This window comes from Chitinophaga silvisoli, assembly GCF_003412465.1.
Taxonomy (GTDB): domain Bacteria; phylum Bacteroidota; class Bacteroidia; order Chitinophagales; family Chitinophagaceae; genus Chitinophaga; species Chitinophaga silvisoli.
The window spans coordinates 1,014,806-1,037,356 of record NZ_QTJV01000001.1 but is presented as its reverse complement, the minus strand read 5'-3'; the positions used below and the strand labels follow the sequence as shown (position 1 = coordinate 1,037,356).

15 protein-coding genes are annotated in these 22,551 nt (G+C 46.8%); 11 read left to right on the top strand and 4 right to left on the bottom strand.

What is annotated here, in order from left to right; all coding sequences use genetic code 11:
- Window positions 1–2: 2 nt before the first annotated feature.
- Complete coding sequence (locus DXN04_RS04195) at window positions 3–3,227, bottom strand: AsmA family protein (RefSeq protein WP_116852031.1); 3,225 nt, start codon at window positions 3,225–3,227, stop codon at window positions 3–5.
- Between the two features lie 221 nt (window positions 3,228–3,448).
- Between DXN04_RS04195 and DXN04_RS04190 the strand changes: the two genes are divergently transcribed.
- From DXN04_RS04190 to DXN04_RS04175, 4 genes are all read left to right on the top strand, one after another.
- Window positions 3,449–4,333 carry an AraC family transcriptional regulator gene (locus DXN04_RS04190; protein WP_116852030.1) on the top strand — a complete coding sequence of 295 codons (885 nt, stop codon included), beginning with the start codon at window positions 3,449–3,451 and terminating at the stop codon, window positions 4,331–4,333.
- A gap of 1 nt (window position 4,334) precedes the next feature.
- Entirely contained in the window at window positions 4,335–4,760 is a 426-nt protein-coding gene (locus DXN04_RS04185) for a DUF983 domain-containing protein (protein ID WP_116852029.1), read from the top strand.
- Between the two features lie 378 nt (window positions 4,761–5,138).
- Complete coding sequence (locus DXN04_RS04180; RefSeq protein WP_116852028.1) at window positions 5,139–7,184, top strand: tetratricopeptide repeat-containing sensor histidine kinase; 2,046 nt, start codon at window positions 5,139–5,141, stop codon at window positions 7,182–7,184.
- Entirely contained in the window at window positions 7,181–7,807 is a 627-nt protein-coding gene (locus tag DXN04_RS04175; protein ID WP_116852027.1) for a response regulator transcription factor, read from the top strand. Before DXN04_RS04180 ends, DXN04_RS04175 begins: the two co-directional genes overlap by 4 nt.
- Here the strand turns inward: DXN04_RS04175 and DXN04_RS04170 are convergent.
- Complete coding sequence (locus DXN04_RS04170; protein ID WP_116852026.1) at window positions 7,799–8,488, bottom strand: Crp/Fnr family transcriptional regulator; 690 nt, start codon at window positions 8,486–8,488, stop codon at window positions 7,799–7,801. The two genes, DXN04_RS04175 and DXN04_RS04170, sit on opposite strands and share 9 nt — an antisense overlap.
- Window positions 8,475–9,239 (bottom strand): uroporphyrinogen-III C-methyltransferase, encoded by a 765-nt coding sequence (gene cobA, locus DXN04_RS04165; RefSeq protein ID WP_116852025.1) that lies wholly within the window; start codon window positions 9,237–9,239, stop codon window positions 8,475–8,477. The genes DXN04_RS04170 and cobA overlap by 14 nt, the downstream gene beginning before the upstream one ends.
- A gap of 183 nt (window positions 9,240–9,422) precedes the next feature.
- On the opposite strand from cobA, the gene nirB reads away from it, so the two are divergent.
- The 7 genes from nirB to DXN04_RS04130 all read left to right on the top strand — a co-directional run bounded on the left by nirB (window position 9,423) and on the right by DXN04_RS04130 (window position 21,614).
- Window positions 9,423–11,909, top strand: a complete 2,487-nt coding sequence (gene nirB / locus DXN04_RS04160; protein WP_116852024.1) for a nitrite reductase large subunit NirB — start codon at window positions 9,423–9,425, stop codon at window positions 11,907–11,909.
- On the top strand, window positions 11,900–12,271 hold the full coding sequence (gene nirD / locus DXN04_RS04155) for a nitrite reductase small subunit NirD (protein WP_116852023.1): 372 nt from the start codon (window positions 11,900–11,902) through the stop codon (window positions 12,269–12,271). Before nirB ends, nirD begins: the two co-directional genes overlap by 10 nt.
- Before the next feature lie 74 nt (window positions 12,272–12,345).
- Window positions 12,346–13,701: an alginate export family protein gene (locus tag DXN04_RS04150; RefSeq protein ID WP_116852022.1), complete on the top strand. Its 1,356-nt coding sequence runs from the start codon at window positions 12,346–12,348 to the stop codon at window positions 13,699–13,701.
- 113 nt (window positions 13,702–13,814) lie between these two features.
- Complete coding sequence (locus DXN04_RS04145; protein ID WP_116852021.1) at window positions 13,815–15,113, top strand: MFS transporter; 1,299 nt, start codon at window positions 13,815–13,817, stop codon at window positions 15,111–15,113.
- Window positions 15,074–18,562, top strand: a complete 3,489-nt coding sequence (locus tag DXN04_RS04140; protein ID WP_116852020.1) for a nitrate reductase — start codon at window positions 15,074–15,076, stop codon at window positions 18,560–18,562. The genes DXN04_RS04145 and DXN04_RS04140 overlap by 40 nt, the downstream gene beginning before the upstream one ends.
- A complete protein-coding gene (locus DXN04_RS04135; protein ID WP_116852019.1) occupies window positions 18,556–19,926 on the top strand; it encodes a rubredoxin in 1,371 nt (456 codons plus the stop codon). The genes DXN04_RS04140 and DXN04_RS04135 overlap by 7 nt, the downstream gene beginning before the upstream one ends.
- A gap of 173 nt (window positions 19,927–20,099) precedes the next feature.
- Complete coding sequence (locus DXN04_RS04130) at window positions 20,100–21,614, top strand: malate:quinone oxidoreductase (protein WP_262512430.1); 1,515 nt, start codon at window positions 20,100–20,102, stop codon at window positions 21,612–21,614.
- 124 nt (window positions 21,615–21,738) lie between these two features.
- Here DXN04_RS04130 and DXN04_RS04125 read toward each other — a convergent pair whose 3' ends face one another.
- A complete protein-coding gene (locus DXN04_RS04125; protein ID WP_116852017.1) occupies window positions 21,739–22,413 on the bottom strand; it encodes a histidine kinase in 675 nt (224 codons plus the stop codon).
- Window positions 22,414–22,551: the final 138 nt, after the last annotated feature.

The following is a 22,551-nucleotide window of genomic DNA, read 5'->3' as shown; positions in this document are numbered from 1 at the left end:
AGTTAAGCTTTTTTCGCCTTCCCTAATCCGACTTTAAACTTATCCGGCGTACCTGTCACTTTGATATTCATAAACCGGATTGTCTTGTTTTTATCCCTATACTCAATCGCATCTTCCTGGTCCGGATTTACCTCTTCTTTCTTCCTGCCAAACAAACCCTGCCATCCTGCACTCGTCACCACCTTCATCGGCACTCTCAGGTAATATTCCATACTGAAATCCAATCCCTGCTTACCTGATATTTCTATAAACCCAAGTGATGAGTTGATATTCATGTTCGGAATTTCAAGTACCCCGTTCTTCAGGGTCAGCTTATTCCTCAACGTATCAAAGTTAATCTTGTTCAGATTCTTATCTTTAAAATAACTCGCCATTGCCTGCATAGGCGTAAAATTCACCAGACTACCATTCCTGATATCCACATCCAGCGTAGCCTCCGAGTCTTCCAGTCTTGGTGTCAGATCAGGATGCATCAGCACACGACACCTTACCTGTCCAAACAACCTTCCCTTCACATTCTTATTAATCACATAGTCCTGCCCAAAGTAATCCAGCTTCAACATCATCTTTTCAATATTCACATCATTGAACCGGGTCCTGCTTCTGAACATAATCTTTGCCGGGTCAGAACCATCAAAATGTCCTCTCAGACCAATAGTACCTTCTGCAATATGCATTCCCAGTGTATCAATATACAGGTGATGATTTTGCTGCATGCGCATCTTCGTCGTAAAGTCCTTTATCCACAAATGATGGTACTTCACTCTTCCTACTGCCGCATCCACTGTAATATCAGTAAATGGTACGTTAAATATGTTGAACGCACTTTTATGAATAGAATCCGTCACCGTATTTCTCACCATGGCAGGTGCTACCAATGGCTTATCATCTTCCTCCTCCACACCTGAGAATTTATAATTCGTCAGCTGGTCCACATCCAGTTTTTCAGATTTGAATGTCAGGAAGTTCGGTTTCCTCTTCAGCGTAGTATCCTTTCCATAAAACAGCCGGCCACTGATATCAAAGTCACTGTTACCAATCTTACCTGTCAGCGTATCAATGCGCACAAAACGGTTATTACCGTACATAATCGTACCATTGATTTTCTCCAGCTGGATCGGGTGTACTTTCAATGACCCGGATATATTCGCAATATGCAGTTTGGCGAATTTGAAGATTGAATCGTACTTCATATCACACTTGGCCCGAAGCCAGAGATTACTGGCTACCTCATGCTGATAATCTTTTGGCACATAGTTTTTGCTGATTTTCCCCAGCAGGTCATTCATAGCCAGGTGCTGTGATTTCAGGTCAAATGCAATCTGGGTCTTACCCCTCTTCACCTTATCAAACCACAACTGGTAATTAATTACTCTCGCACTCAGTTTCAGATCCGTACTATCTATCAGTCCACCAAAATTACGCATCAGCAGGGCAGTGTCATTGATGGCCACTTCAGTACCAAAATCATGAAATGCATGCGGATAGTATTTAAATGCTGCATTTAGTTTTTCCATCCTGAAAGTACCTTTTGGTAATGGATCCGGATGCAGCAACTGGTTCACAGATGTCTCCAGGGACAATGCAATGTTAAAGCCATTGATCTCTTCTTTTGCCTTTCCTGCTTTAGCAGAATCAAAGGCCAGCACATCACTCATCAATATCTTTTTACTATGCACATTAAACGTCACCTTCACAGGTTGCTGGTGCTTATGGAATACCGCAGGCAGATCGCTCAGAGAACCACTCAGCATAATATCAGATTGCCCCACACGCAATGCCAGGCTGTCCAGGGTCACCATCCCATTCTTCATATTTGCATGCAGGTTCATATTACGCACCATATGCGGATAACCAGGAATCCGGAAAGTCAGGTTACTCACCGTCAGTTCACTCTGAATACCTTCTTTCAGTTTACCCAGTGACGCTTCCGGTAGTTGCATATCTACCAGCTCCCTGAAGTTCATGTTCAGGCTGATGTGCCCTGTTACTTTTTGCAGGTCTTTGATTCCCAGGAAAGCGCCGATGAACTCCAGCTCCAGTTCTGAATTCACCTGCATCACAATCTTAGGATCTGTAAAGTCGCGCATCACAAAGTTGCCCTTGAAAACACCCTTTTCAGGCAACGCACTCATATTCAGAATATGCAGTTCTGATGTCTTAAGGGAATGTTCTTTACCATTGGTATAATATCCTTTAAAACTCAGACTGTCTACTTTCTTATTAGCATCCGGATTCAGGAAGTAAGCATTTTCACAACCGAAGTTGACAGCGATAAATGGCATTTCACCATCTCCCAGTTTTCCCTTCATAATCCCCTTAAAAGAAATCCGGCCATCGTATTTAAAATGATTCAGCTGTTCCGTTACACTGGCAGGCGCAAAGGACAATAAGAGGTTGATATCCGGCTTGTCGCCTTCCAGCTTTATATCTACCAGGTTGCCATGAGACATGTCCAGGGAACCGGTTACATTAAAGCTCGCCTGTTCCAGTTTCAGTTTGCCTACAGGGAGGTTCAGCAACTGCTTTTTACTATCATAACTCAGTTTCAGGTTGGTCTCAATATTTTTTCGCCTGAATAGCACCGTATCGCCGGGGGTAATATAATCTACTACCTGCTTGCCTTCCATTGTAGCATCGATCAGGTCACCTTCCATTTTGAACGATGTTTTGATCTTGTCGATATGCGTAGCAACGTGTGATCCCATCACCTTATCGGTATACGAGATGTCCAGGTTTCTCAGAATAATCTTCTTGATGTCCAGGTTCATTGGTGAAGATTCCGCTGCTACAGTTGCGGAAGAATCTGACTGAATACGGTTAGCCTCCACAATATCGATCTTCCCGTTCTGCTCTTTCACCAGGTGCAGGTAGCCATTCTTTACCACAAGGGCTTTAATATTAAATTTCTGACGAATGACATCCGGCAGACTAAATCCGACAAACAATCTTTCAACCTTGTACAAAGGCTTACCCGTATGCTGTTTATTAGCATAAAATGTTACATCCTTCAGTCCGATAGATACGTAAGGAAAATTTTCAAATGGGGCGATGTTACTCCCACCCACTACGAGATCACCGGGCAACTGCTTATTCAGTTCCCGCAATGCCATCTGTGTCAATCGTTCCTGCTGAGTATACAAAATAAGAGAGGCGATCCCTAATAATGCCAGCATAGACCCTAATACGATATACAGGATACGAAAAATACGTTTCCGTGTCTTCATGCTTCTTTAATGATGTAGGTTGAGACTTGTTTGATAGATTTCCGCAAAATTAACCAGAACCCTATAAAATAAAAATATTTTATATGTATATAAGACGCTTCCCGGCGCTTTTTACCCCCATCATTTACCGAATCAGTAAAAAGTGCCACAATAGCCCCTTATTCTACCATCAGATACTCATAAAATCCGGTAATTTTGTACAATCAATAACAATCAGCACAATGGCTCGCGCTACAATACCGGTTTATGATGTCTGTACCATAGACAAAAACGGGCAACCGTTGCACCTCATGGTTGAAGACTTTGCCGGTTACCTCGACAAACACTACCAGGCAAGGCATCATCCGCACAGGCATGCCTTCTATCACCTGGTGATGTTCACAAAAGGTAGCGGATCCCATACCATCGACTTTGTCAAATTCGATGTACAGCCTTTTCAGATCTACTTCATGGCACCAGGCCAGGTACACAGCTGGGACTTTAAAAGCCGTACCGACGGATATATCATTCACTTCGCCGCCGACTTCTTCCGTTCCTTCCTGCTCAATCCGAATTACCTGGACCAGTTCAGCTTCTTCAGTGGCAACAGCCAGCAATCCGTTTGCCAGCTCCCTGCTTACATCCATGCTGAAGTAACCGAACTGTTCGAAAGACTGCTGCGGGAAGCGAATCAGCATCCCCAGCTCAATATAGACATGATCTGCCTGCGGCTGCTGGAGCTCTTCATTACTGTAGAGCGCCATACCACCAGGCCGGGAACCGCTGCCCTGACAGGACATACTTCTATGCAGCTGCGCAACTTCCAACAGCTTATTAATCAGTACTTCCGTACTAAAAGACTGCCAAAAGATTATGCCGCTATGCTGTACATAACGCCCAACCACCTCAATGCATTGTGCAGAGAATTGCTGGGTAAAACCGCCGGTGATGTGATTCGTGACAGGATCCTCCTGGAAGCTAAACGACTGCTAACCAATGCAGATATGAGTATTCTCGAAATCGCGTACGATCTCAACTTTAAAGACAACTCTTACTTCACCCGTTTCTTCAGAAATTATGAGGGAATCACTCCCGAAGAATTCAGAAAGAAATTCATTACTCAATAATATGTGTGCAGAAAAAATCGAAAAACGGCCCAACCTCTTCCTGAGTATCTGGAAAAACAGATGTCCCGCCTGCCGGAAAGGAAAACTTTTTAAGACGGACAATGCATATGATCTGAAGCACTATACAGAAATGAACGAAAGATGCCCCGTATGTGGAGAAGATCTGCAAAGGGAAATCGGGTTTTATTTTGGTACCGGCTATGTAAGCTATGCTCTCACCGTAGCCTTCAGTGTGGCCACCTTTGTAGCCTGGTGGGTGCTCCTTGGTTTCTCACTCTATGATAGCAGTGTATTCTGGTGGCTGGGTGTCAATGCTATCTTACTGGTTATTCTCCAGCCCCCTATTCAACGTATTTCCAGAACCATCTGGCTCGTATTCTTTGTCAGGTATAATCCTGATATAAAAACAGGACACTATCACCACTAAAAGTGGTCCAGGTCCTTAGGTCAGCTCAGAATATTGATATATAAAATGGTTGTGGGAACAATAATATAAAGAGAAGATCGTTTTGTAAATACAGGCAGCGGGTGTACGAATCCCGCTGCCTTGTCATCTCTGGGGTTTGTTCAATAAAATCTATGGCCTCGTGAATATTTTTGATTAGTTTATCGTCATTGTTGTAGCCTTCCGGCTTATTTCGTTTTCACATTTCCCTTTCGACATCACAAAAGTACAGTCTGTTCTCCCGGAAAAAAATCCCGGAAAACAGGGGTTTTCTTACCTGATCATATTAAAAACAATCTAAATCCAATAATCTCAACCAAGTAGCTATATTTATAAAATATTTTATATATTTCCATCCGGATGGGAACATTATTTACTTTCAGGCGGGTATTAAGCATACTCATTATCATGCTGTTAATTGCCAACAGCGTATTCATCACAAGCTGCTCCAGGTCCAAATCGACGTACCTGGACAGTCTCCAAAACGCTATCCGGAGGGTCCCCGACGAAGCTTCAAGGGTAGAATTATTCCTCCGGCTTGCAAAAAAATTGCAGACCACCGACAGCGCTTTAGCCTTCTCTTACATACAACAGGCACTGAAACTGGAAGAAAAACGGGACAACAAACTCGGAATCGCCAGTGCTCATCTTGCCCTGGGTGAATGGTACCGAACCTACCACGATCCCCAGGAGGCAGAGAAGTACCTGATCCTGGCCAAAGAGGCCCTCAAAAAGGACACCGCCAGGGAAAGCCGCAAGCTCATGGCCATGACACGGATAAATCTCGCCATGGTCATGGGCGACAAAGGCTATGCCCAGCTCCAGGTAGAAGAATACCTGAAAGCCATCCCCGTTCTCGAACAGCTCAATGAACCAAAAATCCTGGGAGCTACCTACCAGAGCCTGGGCGATATCTTCTTTAATAAGGCACAGTACAAAACCGCTACTACATATTATAACAAGAGCCTGGAAACATACGCCGACTCCGCAGCGTTCACAGAAGACATCATCAGCCGGCACCTGAACCTTTCCAGCTGTATGTTCTACCTCGATAGCCTGCAGCAAATGCAGCAGCACCTCTCCGATGCCAAAAAGAAACTGGACTCCATGCCGGGGGACTCTTCGATCCTTTGGGCTTCCTGGTTCGACTACCAGGGACAACTGGATCAGAAGCACCAGATGTACGTACATGCTACCATGATGTTCAATAGTGGTTTGTCCATCGCCCGCCGTTATCAGGATAATACCACCATTTGCCAGAACCTCTATTCCCTGGCAAAACTACATAACCGCCTTGGCCAGTATGATATTGCCATGTCATTCATGAATGAATATACTGCACTGGCATCCTCCCTCAGGGATTATCCCCTGCACATGCCGGCACTCGACCTCATGGCCGATATTGCCTACAAACAAAGTAACTCAGACCAGGGATACCGCTTCCTGCGACAATATATTACCCTTTCAGACAGTATGCAGGAACAGGAAGTGACATCCAAACTGCACGAACTCGAAACACAGTTCCAGACATCGGAAAAAGAAAGACGCATCCTGCAATTGCAACATGAAAACGAAAGACAGGAATTTGCCCTGCAGAAAAACAGGTTGCTCATTTCCCTGATGATCGTGATCATGATCTCCCTGCTGGTAGTTGCAGGATTGAGTTATCTCTTCTACCGCAACGGCCGCAAGCTGCTCACACAACAGGAACAACTGCACCAGTTCGAAGTAGACCGCATCCGCCAGGAACACCACATCTCCCTTTTGAGCGCCATGCTGGAAGGCCAGGAACAGGAACGTACCCGCCTGGCCAGAGACCTGCACGATGGTTTAGGTGGATTATTATCTGGTATCAAACTTGAGCTATCTACCATTCCAACCATCGATGATCTTGAGATCAAACATGATAAGGTAAACAATACACTCCAGCGACTGGATGGTGCCATGGATGAGCTTCGCCGCATTGCCCGCAGCATGATGCCTGAAATACTCATTAAATATGGACTGGGTGAAGCAACCTTAGAGTACTGCCGTGGCCTCAAAAAGACCGGCGTAAATAATATCGTCTGCCAGGTATACAACTTCCATACAGATAGTATGAAACATACCCGCCAGGTAGTACTGTACAGAATTATGCAGGAGCTGGTAAACAATGCCATCAAGCATGCCAATGCCTCCCAGATCCTCGTACTGCTGCAACAAACTGACAACACCATCTTCCTGACCATTGAAGATGACGGCGCAGGCTTTGATACCTCGCAGGGAAATAAACTGAAAGGCGCCGGCCTCGCCAATATCCAGGCCCGTGTAGACTTCCTCGGTGGAAAAATGGAAATTCAATCAGAAATAGGAACAGGAACCACCATCACAATCGAATGTGCAACAAGCGAAAAAAATGATGCATGATAAAGGTTATAGTTGTAGAAGACCACCCCATAATGGTGGAAGGACTGAAGAACATACTGCGTACCGACCTGACCATTAATGTGATCGGGGATTATGGCAATGGGAAAAGCGTACTACAGGCATTAGAAGAAAAAGATCACCCGGATGTCATCCTCATGGATGTAAACCTCCCGGATGTAAGTGGCATAAACCTGACCACTGAAATTAAAAAGAAATACGAGGATATCAAGATCATTGCCCTTAGCGTGCACGATGAGCAACCTGTTATTCACAGCATGCTCCAGAACGGAGCCAGTGGGTATGTATTGAAAAATGCACTGGGCAATGAAATTATCAAAGCCATCAACACCGTGATGGATGGAGAAGAATACCTTTGTACCAGTACCCGCGAAGCACTCAAAAGTGCTGACCAGGACCTGCTCAAAGCCATCCCCCGCATTACCCGCCGCGAAAAGGAAATCCTCCAGCTCATCGGCAAAGGCCTCACCACTATCCAGATAGCAGAACAATTATTTATCAGTACCCATACTGTAGAAAGCCATCGCAAGAACCTGATGGAAAAGTTCGGTGTGAACAATACCACCTCGGTTGTAAAACTCGCTGCCGAATACAAACTATTGTAACTGGGAATATACCTGCAACTTCGCTGTATCTGTCACCGCTATGCTCTTGCCGGATACAGCGATAGCCTGCTCCTGGATCAGTTCACTCATCACCCTGAAAGCCGTTTCATACGTCGTACCTGTATAAGATGCCAGGTCCTGCCTGCTCAGAATCAGGTCTATATTTCCCTCAGCATCCTGCCCAAACTTCTCTGCCAATAATAATAAGGCATACGCCACCCTTCCCTTCACCGGCATATTCACCAGGTTCCGCATCTTCTGCTCAGAATCCTGTAACTCCGTGGCATAAAAGAGCATCATCGCATACAGGAATTCATGATTCACCTTCAGTGAGGCCTGGAAAAATTCAAGGGGAATAAAACAAACTTCCACTGGCTCCAAAGCCGTGGCTGATACGGGATATAACTGGGTGCTCCCCACTCCCCTGTGCCCTACAATATCTCCCCTGCGGGCAAAACGCACAATCAATTCCTTCTCCTCTCCCCAGTGCTTATGCACCTTTACCGAACCACTAAATAAAAAGAAAATACCCTGTACCGGGTCTCCCTCCTTAAATAACAACCCGCCTTTTTTAACAGTATAGGTTTGCTTGTGTGCCTGTATAGCAGGTCTCCATTCGGGTACACAAAGCCGGCAGAACATACAGGTGCTTAAGTCGCAACCTGATTTATCTTTCTTCATTGCTCTTTTTTTTGATCAATGCCTGCACTTCGGCAGCTATATTACGCAAACGTACTACTTCTCCCACTACTATCACAGCAGGATTTGCCATTCCTTCGTGTTGTGACTTATAATAGATGTCAGTCACCGTGCCAACTACCATCTTATCCCTCCCGGTAGTAGCCTCCTGGATAATAGCTACCGGCAGATCCTTTTTCCCGTGCCTGGCAAAGATCTCCATAATCGCTTCCAGTTTGCTCATGGCCATTAATATAATGACAGTAGCCGTAGAACGGGCCGCCAGTTCAATATCCCCCGAAATATCCCCCGTTAGCGTTGTACCGGTCGTTACCCAGAAACTTTCTGTCACCCCCCTGCTGGTCAATGGAATCATCTGGGACTCCGCCGCTGCCAGGGCACTGGAAATGCCCGGAATCACCTCCACCTGTATCCCTGCTGCATTAGCAGCTGCAATCTCCTCCCCTGCACGGCCAAATACAAACGGATCCCCCCCTTTCAACCTCACCACATGCCCATGACTAAAAGCATATTCTACAATCAGGTGATTGATTTCCTGCTGAGACAGAGAATGGCACCCGTACCGCTTACCTACAAACTTCAATACCGCCCCCGGCCGGGCATAACCCAACAATTCCTCATTTACCAACGCATCATAAAGAATGACATCCGCCCTCTTTAATACATTAATAGCCTTTAGCGTAATCAACTCCGGATCACCCGGCCCAGCACCTACAAGGGATAATTTTGCCATACTTAATTAATATTACAAATAATTATATGTGATATAAATCATAACAATCACTATAAAAATACAATCATTATTCTTAATTTCATGATGCAAATCATAGAAAAAGGAAGAATTTCAGCGCTCAATCAGGAAAAAGCAATCATATTAAATATTTTATCATAAACAACCTTCTGCTTCTTATCAACCATGAAAATAGTAATCATTGGCAACGGAATGGTAAGCTATAAGTTTTGTGAGAAGATCCTCTCCAAGACCCACGCTACACCACCTCAGATCACGATATTTGGCGAAGAGCCCCGCCCCGCTTACGACCGGGTGCACCTGAGCGAATTCTTCGCAGGCAAAACTGCGGACGACCTCCTCCTCGCTCCCGCCTCCTGGTACAGCGAAAATAATATTCGCCTGCATTTAGGAGACCCTGTCCAACATATCGACCGTGAAAATAAAACCGTTCATTCCTACAAAGGTATCAACGAATCCTATGATTATCTCATATTTGCCACAGGTTCAGCCGCTTTTGTTCCCCCCATTCCCGGCGTTGACAAAAAAGGCGTATTCATTTACCGTACCATCGAAGACCTGGAACTCATGCGCGATTACGCTCCCAAAGCAAAACGTGGTGTAGTTATAGGTGGTGGTCTCCTGGGCCTGGAAGCTGCCAAAGCCCTCCTGGACCTCGGTATCCCCGATACCCACGTCATCGAATTTGCCCCCCGGCTTATGCCCCGCCAGATCGATGATGCCGGTTCACGCATCCTTCAGTCCAAACTCAACCAACTCGGCCTGGAAATTCATACCAATAAGAACACCTCTATTATATTAGGTGACGACACCATTACAGGATTACAATTTGCTGACGACTCCGTCCTTGAAGCCGACATGCTCGTTATTTCAGCTGGTATTAAACCCAGAGATGAACTTGCAAAACTCTGCGGCCTGGATACCGGTCACCGGGGAGGTATCGTAGTAAACGACCACCTGCAAACCACCGATCCGGCCATCTTTGCCATTGGTGAATGTGCCCTGCATAATGGTATGGTCTATGGCCTCGTAGCCCCCGGTTACGAAATGGCGGAAGTTGTTGCTACCAATCTTAGCAGTGGCGATAAATCTTTCACCGGCTACGACATGAGCACCAAACTCAAACTCATCGGCGTTGACGTAGCCAGCTTCGGTGATCCCTTCACCGGCCGCCCTATTGTATATGAAGACACCATGAAAGGTATCTACAAACGTATTAATGTCTCTGACGATGGTAAGACCCTCATAGGCGGTATCCTCGTTGGCGAAGCAGAAGCTTACAATATGCTGCTGCAAACCGCTAAGAACAAAGTAATACTGCCCCCAAATCCGGAAGATGTGCTGCTCGGTGCCCGCGGAGGTGCCACAGAGGCAGGTCCCGGGGTATTAGGCCTGCCGGACGATGCCATCATCTGCAGTTGCGAAAGCGTTACCAAAGCAGCCATCTGCCAGGCAGTGGAAGCAGGCCATGAATCTCTCAATGATGTAAAGAAATGTACCAAAGCCGGTACCTGCTGTGGTGGTTGTGTTCCCATGGTCAAAGACCTGATCACCTCTACCATGAAAGCACAGGGCAAATACATCCGCAACGTACTCTGTGAACACTTCCATTATTCCCGCCAGGAATTATATGACCTCATCAAAGTAAAACAACTGTATACCTTCGACGAGGTCCTGGATACCTACGGTCAGGGCGATGGCTGCGAAACCTGCAAACCCGTAGTCGCCTCTATCCTCGCCAGTCTCTGGAACGAACTCATTCTCGACAAAGGCAATGACACCGTACAGGATTCCAACGACCGCTTCCTGGCCAATATCCAGAAAGGCGGCACCTATTCCGTAGTACCCCGTATCCCGGGAGGCGAAATTACCCCTGCTAAATTACTGGTCATCGCACAGGTGGCCCTTAAATACAATCTCTACACCAAAATCACCGGTGGTCAGCGTATAGACCTCTTCGGAGCTCACCTCAGCGATCTGCCTTCCATTTGGGAAGAATTGATCGCTGCGGGCTTCGAGAGCGGCCATGCGTACGGCAAAGCACTCCGCACTGTGAAAAGTTGTGTAGGTTCTACCTGGTGCCGTTTTGGTCTGCACGATAGCGTAAGCTTTGCCATTCAGATCGAAGAACGTTACCGTGGTTTGCGTGCACCTCACAAGATTAAATCAGCCGTTTCAGGCTGTATCCGTGAATGTGCAGAAGCCCAGAGCAAAGACTTTGGCATCATCGCGACAGAAAAAGGCTGGAACCTGTATGTAGGGGGAAATGGTGGTTCCAAACCACAGCATGCCATCCTGCTCGCTTCAGACCTGGATAGTGAAACCTGCATCCGCTACATTGACCGCTTCCTCATGTTCTATATTAAAACGGCCGATCCCCTCACCCGTACCGCTACATGGCTCAACAAACTGGATGGCGGTATCACCTACCTCCGCAACGTAGTCGTAAACGATAGCCTGGGTATCGCCAATGAGCTGGAAGCAGAAATGCAATCACTCGTAGACAGATATAAATGCGAATGGAAAGAGGTAGTTGACAATCCCGAACTGCGCAAGCGATTCAATCACTTCGTGAACGCTCCCGGCGAAAAAGACCCTACCGTAAAATTCGATCATCTCAGAGAACAAAAAAAAGCTGCCGAATGGAAGTAACTACCGACACCCAGAAAGAATGGGTACTTGCCTGCCATACCACAGACGTGCCTCCTAATGGTGGAGTATGTGTAAAACTGGGCGATGAACAGGTTGCCCTGTTTTACTTTGCCCGCAGAAACGAATGGTATGCCACCCAGAACCTTTGCCCACACCGCCAGCAGATGGCCCTGAGCCGGGGTATGACCGGCACCCAGGAAGGAGAACCGAAAGTTGCCTGCCCTTTTCATAAGAAGACATTCTCACTGAAAGACGGCCGCTGTCTCACAGACGAGCATGAATGCAGCATTACGACTTACCCGGTGAAAGTGATAGAAAATAAAGTATATATAGGATTATATAATCCGGTGGCGATCATGTAAATTACGATTGTACCTGTCATGTACTGAATGATTACAGTGAAACAATCGTAACTAACACCACTCAACCAGAATTTATGAAGCTACTGTTCCGCACCGGAGCATTCTCCATTTTGCTGAGCGCAATCTCCTACCTCAATGTTGATGCGCAGTTTTCTATCGGAGCACAATTAAGGACTCGTACTGAGTACCGTGATGGACAAGGAGCTCCTCTTCCAAAGGGATCGAATCCCGCCGTATTTACATCCCAGCGTACCCGCCTTATGGCCGGGTTCACCGGTTACCGCTTCAAACTGGGTGCTACTATCCAGGATGTGAGGGTATGGGGGCAGGACGTATCTCTGATTAACAGGACAACGACACAGGATCTCAATGGCCTGATGGTACACGAAGCCTGGGCAGAAGTTATGCTCCTCGATACCGTGTACAAAAACAAAGCCCTGAACCTGAAAGTCGGCCGACAGGAAATTGCATATGACGATATGCGTCTACTGGGTAACCTGGACTGGCTGCAACAAGGCCGTCGCCACGATGCTGCCATCCTGAAGTACGAAACAGGCCCTTTCCAGTTACACCTGGGAGGCGGCTTTAATCAGAACAGGGAAAACACCACCGGCACAATCTATAATGAAACCCCTCCGGGCAATTACACCGCAACTACCAATGCAGGTACCATGTACAAAGCCATGGAATTCCTCTATGCCGGCAAAAAATTTAAGAAGGGTAATATGTCATTCCTCTTCTTCGCCGACCAGTTCTCAAAGTATCACACCGATACTGTGAATGGTGTAGCTACCAAGGTATATGAACAGGCTACATACACCCGTATGACCACCGGGCTGTTTTATACCAACACTTTTGATAAGTGGACAGTATCTGCCTCCGGCTACTATCAGTTTGGCAAAGGCGCAACCGGTCTGAAACTGAATGCAGCCACCCTGAATGCAAACTTTATGTACCAGGTATCCAAACCATTCAGCGCCGGCGCAGGTGCAGACTTCGCCACAGGGGGTACCTCCTCCGATGGCAAAACCAGCAATGCCTTCGACTTCCTGTATGGTACCCCACATAAATACTGGGGCTATATGGACTACTTCTATGTAGGCAGTCCTTTCGGCAACCGGGGCCTGCAGGACTACTATATCAAAACAAAATACAAACCCAATACAAAATGGACACTCACCGGCGATCTGCATGAATTTCTCGCCAGCAGTGAAATTCCAGGGTACGATACCCGCCGTTTTGGGGAAGAACTGGATATCGTAGGCAACCTTGCCCTGACAAAAGTAGTCAGCTTCGAAGCCGGCTATAGCCACTTCTGGAGCACCAATGCATTAACATCCGCAGGCGTTAAGAATGTTGCAAATGCTAAAAGCAATAGTAACTGGGCTTACTTAATGATCATCATCAAACCGGATTTTATTTTCAGGTAAAGGATTAAGACAGCCGTTTTCGAATAATAAGATTGAATCAAAAGAAAAATTATCCGATTTATCCGGATACGGTATCGCCATGCCATTACTCAACCAAAAAAACTCATTGCACTATGTCGCAAAACAACCAGCTCACGACTCTTCCGCTATTCTCTTTGAATAGCATTAACATGCGCACCTTTCACATTACCTGGCTCATGTTCTTTGTTTGCTTCTTCGGCTGGTTCGGCCTTGCACCGCTCATGCCCACCATTCGTGAAGACCTCGGCCTCTCCAAGGGACAGGTAGGCAATATCATCATTGCATCTGTGTCAGGAACCATCCTGGCCCGCCTGATCATCGGTAGGCTTTGCGATACATGGGGGCCCAGAAAGACAGCTATCCGGTTGCTGATCGCAGGTTCACTGCCTGTTTTTCTCGTGGGCCTGAGCCGGGACTATACCACCTTCTTACTTTTCCGCTTAGCCATCAGCGTAATAGGCGCTTCCTTTGTAGTGACACAATATCATACCTCCATGATGTTTGCCGCCAATATCAAAGGCACTGCCAATGCAGTAACCGGCGGCTGGGGTAACCTGGGTGGTGGTGTCACCAACATGGTAATGCCTGTTATTTTTGCAACCATAGTAGGCTTTGGGTTTACTAAGTCTGAAGCATGGCGCTATGCAATGATCATTCCCGGCATCATGATGCTGATCGTAGCATTCCTGTATGCCCGCTTTACAAAAGATACTCCAAACGGTAACTTCGATGAAATAGATCATCACGCCGGTAAAACCAAAACAGATTATACCATTCTTGCCGACTGGCGCATCTGGGCATTAACACTTGCATACGCTATGTGCTTTGGTATGGAGATCACCTTCGACAATGTCGCATCACTTCACTTTGTAGATACTTTCCACTTATCACAAAGCAGTGCAGGCTTTTGGGCGGGCGTATTCGGATTCATGAATCTCTTTGCCCGTGCCATGGGGGGGATCGTTTCGGATAAGGTAGGTGCCCGCTTCGGACTGAAAGGAAAAGGCCGCCTGCTCGCCATCGTATTATTACTCGAAGGTATCGGCCTGCTGTTCTTCGCACAGGCAGGCAATCTCACACTGGCTATCATCTCCATGCTCAGCTTTGCACTCTTCCTCAAGATGGCCAATGGCGCTACTTACGGCATCGTACCCTTCATCAATAATAAGAATATCGGACTGGTGAGCGGCATCGTAGGTGCAGGCGGTAACCTGGGTGGAATGCTCTTTGGCTTCCTCTTTAAGTCTGAGTCTATCACATATGTACAGGCATTCACTTATATCGGCTACATCGTAATCGGTGTCTCGCTCATCGTGATGCTCACAAGATTCATCAGTAAACCGGCGAAATCATGGCTTCCTATAAAACAACCTGTTGCTATTGCGGAGTAGGATGCGGCATTGTCGTGCATCAGGACCGTCAGGGAAAAATCCAGGTAGAAGGCGATAAGGATCATCCTGTAAACAGGGGCATGCTCTGCTCCAAAGGAATGAACCTGCACTATACCGTAATGGACACCAGCGATAGGTTGTATTATCCTGAAATGCGCTACAACCGCCACTTACCCAGGCAACGCGTTTCCTGGGATCAGGCCCTGGACCGCACCGCGGCTGTGTTTACACAAATCATTCAGCAATATGGCCCGGATGCAGTAGCTTTCTACGCATCCGGGCAATGCCTTACCGAAGAATACTATGTAGTCAATAAACTCATCAAGGGCTTCATCGGTAGCAATAACATAGATACCAATTCCCGGCTCTGTATGAGCAGTGCAGTTGCCGCTTACAAACTGGCCCTGGGCGAAGACAGTGTACCCGGTGCCTACGATGACCTTGAACTCGCTGATTGTATTTTCGTAGCAGGTGCCAATCCTGCCTGGTGCCACCCTATTCTCTGGCGGCGGGTGGAGGCTGCAAAAGCCGCCAATCCCGATTTAAAGATCATCGTCAGCGATCCCCGCGTTACACAAAGTTGCGCCACAGCAGACCTGCATTTGCAGATTCACCCGGGTACAGATATCGTATTACATCATGCCATTGGTCGCATCTTAATTGAACAGGGCCATATCGATCCATTATTCATCCGCGATCACACCGATGGTTTTCAGCAATACAGGGAGATAGTGATGGAACGCAGCATTGCCAGTGCTGCTGAGATCTGTGATATACCGGAAGCAGCCATCTGCGAAGCTGCCTCCTTAATTGGCAATGCCTCAGGATTCATGACCCTCTGGACCATGGGCCTCAATCAAAGCGTAGTAGGTGTAAGGAAAAACCTGAGCCTGATCAATCTGCACCTCATCACAGGACAAATAGGCAAACCCGGTGCTGGACCATTCTCACTCACTGGTCAACCCAATGCCATGGGTGGCCGCGAAGTAGGCGGCCTGTCCAACCTGCTGCCTGCACATCGTGTATTGGACAATCCCGCTCATCGTAAAGAAGTACAGGAATTCTGGGGAGGTGTGCCCCTCTCCGAAAAACCCGGCCTCACGGCGACAGAAATGTTCACTGCCCTCAACGATGGCAAATTGAAAGCCATCTGGATCATGTGCACCAATCCGCTCGTCAGCTTACCGGATGCACGCCTTGCAGAAGCGGCATTAAAGAAAGCAAAGTTTGTAGTGGTACAGGAAATATCCAATCGTCCCGAGACCCTGCAATATGCAGACGTCATTCTTCCTGCCGCAGCCTGGACGGAAAAGGAAGGCACGATGACGAATGCAGAACGTCGCATCAGTTACCTGCAAAAACTGACCACGCCCCCTGGCGAAGCATTGCCTGATGCAGAGATCATCTGTCGCTTTGCACGCAAAATGGGCTTCCATGGCTTTGACTACGAAAATGCAGCCGCCATCTATGCTGAACATTGCCGCCTTACCGCCGGCACCAACATCGATGTAAGTGGCCTGAACTATACCACCTTACAGGAGAAACGTACCGTACAATGGCCTTATCCACAGGGAGCAACAGGCGATGGTACCCCACGTCTTTTCACAGACCAGACCTTCTATACCCAAACCGGCAAGGCCGTAATTCACTCCTTCCCGGATGGTAATAATTCTACTCCTCCTGATCCGGAGCTGCCACTTATTCTTACCACGGGCCGCATCCGCGATCAGTGGCATACCATGAGTAAGACGGGGAAAGTGAGCAAACTGAAACAACATATTCCTGCCCCATTGCTGGAAATTCATCCTGACGATGCGGAAGAAAGAGACATCAAAGCAGATGACATCGTTGAGATTTTCAATGCTAACGGCAACGTACGTGTGAAAGCACAGCTCAGTACCAATATTAAGAAAGGTGTTGTCTTCCTCCCCATGCACTGGGGCAAAACGCTGAACAGTGATCTGAACAGGGCAAACAACCTGACACATACACTGGTAGATCCTATTTCAAAACAACCTGACCTTAAATACAGTGCTGTGCAGGTACGACGCTTTCAAAAGCCTGCACAGCGCATCATTATCATTGGTGCGGGAGCCGGTGCCTGCGGATTTGTAAAATCCTACCGCGCACTCAATACTACAGACGACATCACTGTATTCAGCAAAGAAAATCTTCCCTTCTATAACAGGGTGATGCTACCTGACTATATCAGTGGTACCCAGCAATGGCAGCAACTGGTGAAGATGACAGATGAGGAAGAAGCAGAATTAAATGTCAACCTGCTCAGAGGTATCAGTATCGTCGATATAGATCGCAGGAACAAAACCGTCACAGATAGCCTGGGCAATGAACACCAGTATGACATCCTCATCCTGGCCATGGGTTCAAGGGCAGCCATGCTCAAAGGTGTACCACCCCTGCCCGGCGTGTTTACCATGCGTAACCGGATGGATGCCGATGCCTTCATAAAACACATAGATCCTGCAAAAGGCAAAGTGATGATAGCCGGCGGTGGCCTCTTAGGAATAGAACTCGCCGCCTCCCTCAGGGAGATCGGGATGGAAGTAGGTGTCTTACAACGTACATCCCGCCTCATGTCGGCTCAACTGGATAAACTGGGTAGCCAGTTATTGTACGAAGAGCTCACTGACAGGGGAATAGAAATCCTGTACAATGATGAGATAGAACGCTTTACAGGTATCCGGCACTTAGATGGCATCCGCTTAAAAAGTGGCCGGCATGTACCCTGCCAGGCAGTAGTACTGTCCATCGGTACTTCTCCAAACATAGAACTGGCGCAGGCTTCGCAGCTTAACTGCAACCGGGGAGTAATCGTGAATGATTACATGCAAACCAGTGATCCTGATGTATTTGCTATCGGTGAAATCGCAGAGTTCAAAGGTACACTCTATGGTATCACTGCCGCGGCCGAACAACAGGCCGCTGTAGTAGCCAAATTCCTCAGTGGTGATATCAGCACTTACTACCAGGGTTCACTCTTTATGAACATCCTGAAGATGCATGGTACTGACCTTTGCGCTATGGGTACAGTGGAAACACCTAATGATCCTGCTTATGAAGAAGTAGTGTTCATCGATAAATCAAAGCGTTATTATAAGAAGTGTGTCATTCACAATGACCGCCTCATTGGTGCCATATTAATAGGTGACAAATCGGAATTCCTGGAGTTCAGAGACCTGATTGCCAACAAAACAGAATTGTCAGAGAAGCGATTAGCCTTGCTGCGGTCGAACAGGAAGGCAACACCTGTGATCGGAAAACTCATTTGTAGCTGTGGCAGTGTGGGAGAAGGCAATATAAAGGAGAAGATCAAAGAAGGAATACATACCCTGGAAGGGATCTGTCAGGCCACAGGTGCGGGTACCGGCTGTGGTAGCTGCAGACCGGAAGTAAAAGCAATTCTCGAAAAGGTATTACAGCCATGCTAAAGAAAACACAATCCATACAGATCAATTTTCCTGGAGGTATTATCTCTCCGGGTCACCTCCTGTCTATCTTAGAGATCGCGGAAACTGCAAAAATTTCTGAAGTACGCTTCGGTCAACGGCAACAACTGATCATTGAAGTCTCCTCCGGAACAGCCCCATTATTCGCAGATCATGTCAGCACGACACCTAATATAATCAGTTCCTATCCGGCCACCGGGATCTTCATTTCCAATAGCTGGCTTTCTGAAGGCATCTATAAAGACGTGTTTGAAATGCTGAACTATGCACCAAAACTCAAGATCAATGTATGTGACAGCAGGAATACCTTTACGCCCTTCTTTACCGGCCATCTGAACTGGATTGCAGGCGCACAGCCTAATTACTGGCATCTCGTTATCCGCTACCCACAGAGCAACCAGCTCTTTGCATGGCCGGAGCAACTTTATACCAATCATATCGGTGAATTGAGCAGACAACTGGAAGCACAACTGCTGAACAATGAACCCATTACCGGTGTTCCGGTAGATAAAGACCTGAAACTACCTGATTTTCACCTGCCTTATTACGAGGGTTTTAATAAGTACGATCAGTACTACTGGCTGGGCATTTATCGCCGCAATGAATATTTTCCTGTCTCATTTTTGAAAGGACTCTGTCATATCTGTCTTGAAACAAAGACGGGACAGCTCTATGCTACTCCCTGGAAATCCCTGATCATCAGGAACATTGAGCAGGAACACCGCCCGCTCTGGGATTATCTTTTAGGGAAGTATGGTATCAATGTAAGACATGCAGCCAATGAACTGAACTGGCAGATCCCCGACAACAATGAAGATGCTTTGGTACTCAAACGTCACATCATCAGGTACTTTGATAGTGCGGATGTACGTACATACGGGCTTTGCTTCAGCGTTGGTCATCACTGCTTTGGCGGCATCGTTATCACACAGCAGGAGGCAAAGTACAAGACAGCACTGAAAGGGCAGCTGCGTTATGATATCAGCTATACACCGGACTTCAATCCCAATTCAGGCACCCTGATCAATTATCGCTCCGGTGTAGCCAAAGAACACCTGGGACCATATATCACCTCGCTCTGCAAGTACTTTTATGAAAGGCATAATACAGATGATCCGCTGCCGGGTTACGTTGCAGCACATACGGCTCCTGTACCACCTGTAGAGAAATATGTGTATCAGTGTCCTGCATGCCTGAGTATCTATGATGAACAGGCAGGTGATCCTGCACAGGACATCACACCCGATACCCCCTTTGCGCACATATCAGATCACTACCGGTGCCCGCTGTGTGAAGGGCCTGCCAGGGCATTTAACAAAATAGCCTATTCTGCACTAACAGCCTGATTTCGCCCTGCACTGCTTCCCCCTCGTGACTAAAAACCGCTTTAACAATACATTTGCATTTTTACCATACACCCTCCCCCACTACCTTACACACCATTCTCATCCTTTTGGCCTTATAAAAAGAGGCAAAAAACGGTGAATTCACTACAAAATCCGATCATTAAGTATTATTTTTGCGCTGCAAATCGCGTAAAAAAAATAATATGTCTCCTAAATCGGCGCCTGACATCGTATTGATCGGTGCAGGCATAATGAGTGCAACGCTAGGCGTATTGCTGAAAGAATTACAACCGGAGCTGACAATAGAAATCTTCGAACGACTGGACGTGATCGCCGGAGAAAGCTCGGATGCCTGGAACAATGCTGGTACAGGCCATTCTGCTTTCTGTGAGCTGAACTACACTCCGGAAAAGCAGGATGGATCTATCGACATCGGAAAAGCGATTAAGATTGCAGAATCTTTTGAAATCTCAAAAGAATTCTGGTCATTCCTCGTACAGGCAGGCTGCGTAAACTCGCCGGGCAACTTTATACAAGGCGTTCCTCACATGAGCTTTGTATGGGGAGAGAAAAACGTAGAATATCTCAGGAAACGCCAACAGGCGCTTTCCGCCAATAATCTCTTCAAAGGCATGGAATTTTCCGAAGACCCTGAGGTGATCAAAAAATGGATCCCACTGGTAATGGAAGGCCGTGACCCTAACGAAAAAGTAGCAGCTACCCGTATGGATGCTGGTACTGACATCAACTTCGGTGCCCTCACCCGCTCTCTCATCGCTTATCTGCAACAACAACCCGGTGTTCACCTTCACCTCGAACACGAAGTGAAAGACCTGGACCAGAGCGAAGATGGTAAGTGGAGACTGAAAGTGAAAGACCTGAAAAATGGTAAAAAAAGAACATTACAGGCGAAATTTGTATTCATCGGTGCTGGCGGTGGCTCACTCCCACTGCTCGAAAAATCTGACATCCCTGAAGGTAAAGGTTTCGGTGGATTCCCTGTAAGTGGTCAGTGGCTGGTTTGTAAAAACCAGGCAATCGTAGAAAAACACGCAGCAAAGGTATATGGTAAAGCTTCTGTAGGTGCACCTCCAATGTCTGTGCCTCACCTCGATACCCGTATGATCGATGGTAAGAAAGCATTGCTGTTTGGACCTTACGCAGGCTTTTCCACCAAGTTCCTGAAAAAAGGTTCCTGGCTGGACCTGCCACGCTCTATCAAGTTCAATAATATCCGCCCCATGCTGGCGGCAGGTCTCGATAACCTTCCATTAACCAAATACCTGATCGATCAGGTACGTCAGTCGCCGGAAGAAAGATTGCAGGCTTTACAGGATTTCCTGCCTGAGGCGAAGATGGAAGACTGGGAACTGGAAGTAGCCGGGCAACGTGTGCAGGTAATTAAGAAAGATCCAGAGCATGGAGGTATCCTGGAGTTTGGTACTGAAGTAGTGAGTGCAGCGGATGGTAGCATTGCCGCACTGCTGGGAGCAAGTCCAGGTGCAAGTACAGCAGTGTCTATCATGCTGGAGTTGCTGAACAGGTGCTTCAAAAAAGAATTAGCCACAGAGGCATGGAGGAATAAATTGCTGCAGATGATTCCGTCTTATGGTAAGAAACTGGCGGATGATCCTGAAATGCTGGAACAGGTGAGATCATGGGCCAACAATGTCCTCGAACTGAAATAAAACAAAAACGCTTTTGCCGGATGGCAAAAGCGTTTTTGTTTAGGAATAAAATAGGGGATATGGATATATCCCCTTTGTTTTAACCTTATCTTATTGTTTCTAAGAGACTTCATTAAAAAATTCTTTACCTCAATCCTCCTGCCTTATACGGTATCCTCACCACCACACTCACATTCTTCCCCGGCTCCATCACCAGATCCAGACTTCCCTCATGCAATGCCGCCATATAAGACATCAGGTAACACACCGGCTGATTGAGCAATTCATTATCAGTATCCCTGAAATAGTTCGCATAGAAATTACCCCTGATTTCAAAATAGCTTTCTTCAAAACTAAATATGAGCTTAGGTAACTGATGACTTGTAGAATGTCGGTTCATCCAGAAATAAAGATTCAATACGAGCTGACGGATCACAAACTCATCGATATATGCATCAATCACTTTCTTTACAGCGGGCAACTCTGTGACGGCGTGCAATACCTTACCATACGGTTCATCCCGGATTAACTGGTTTAAAAACAAGTGCAGGCTCGTCTGCTTTCTATTAAACGCAAAACTCTTGTTTAGCATATATTGTACTATACGCACATTTTGCAATTGAAAGTCCAACTCGATTACCTGCGATTTGATGGCCTCCGTCTGACGGGTGATCCTTCCTTCTACCGATTTTCCATCATATAACGCTATCAGCTCTACGCTGGAAAGAATACTCGCTACAATGGATTTCAGTTCATGAAAGATATCCTCTATAAGCCGGTTGTCCTCAAGGAAATTATATACTGACACAGAAGTTTTCATTTACTACGCTGTTTACAGGCTCCCTAAAGTTGGTTGTCGGCTTAACAATGATGCCGGAGTGTAAAACTAACACTTAATGCCTGTTGTTTTCTATTAACATTATTACTTATATCAGTAAAATATGGCCAATCTGATGTT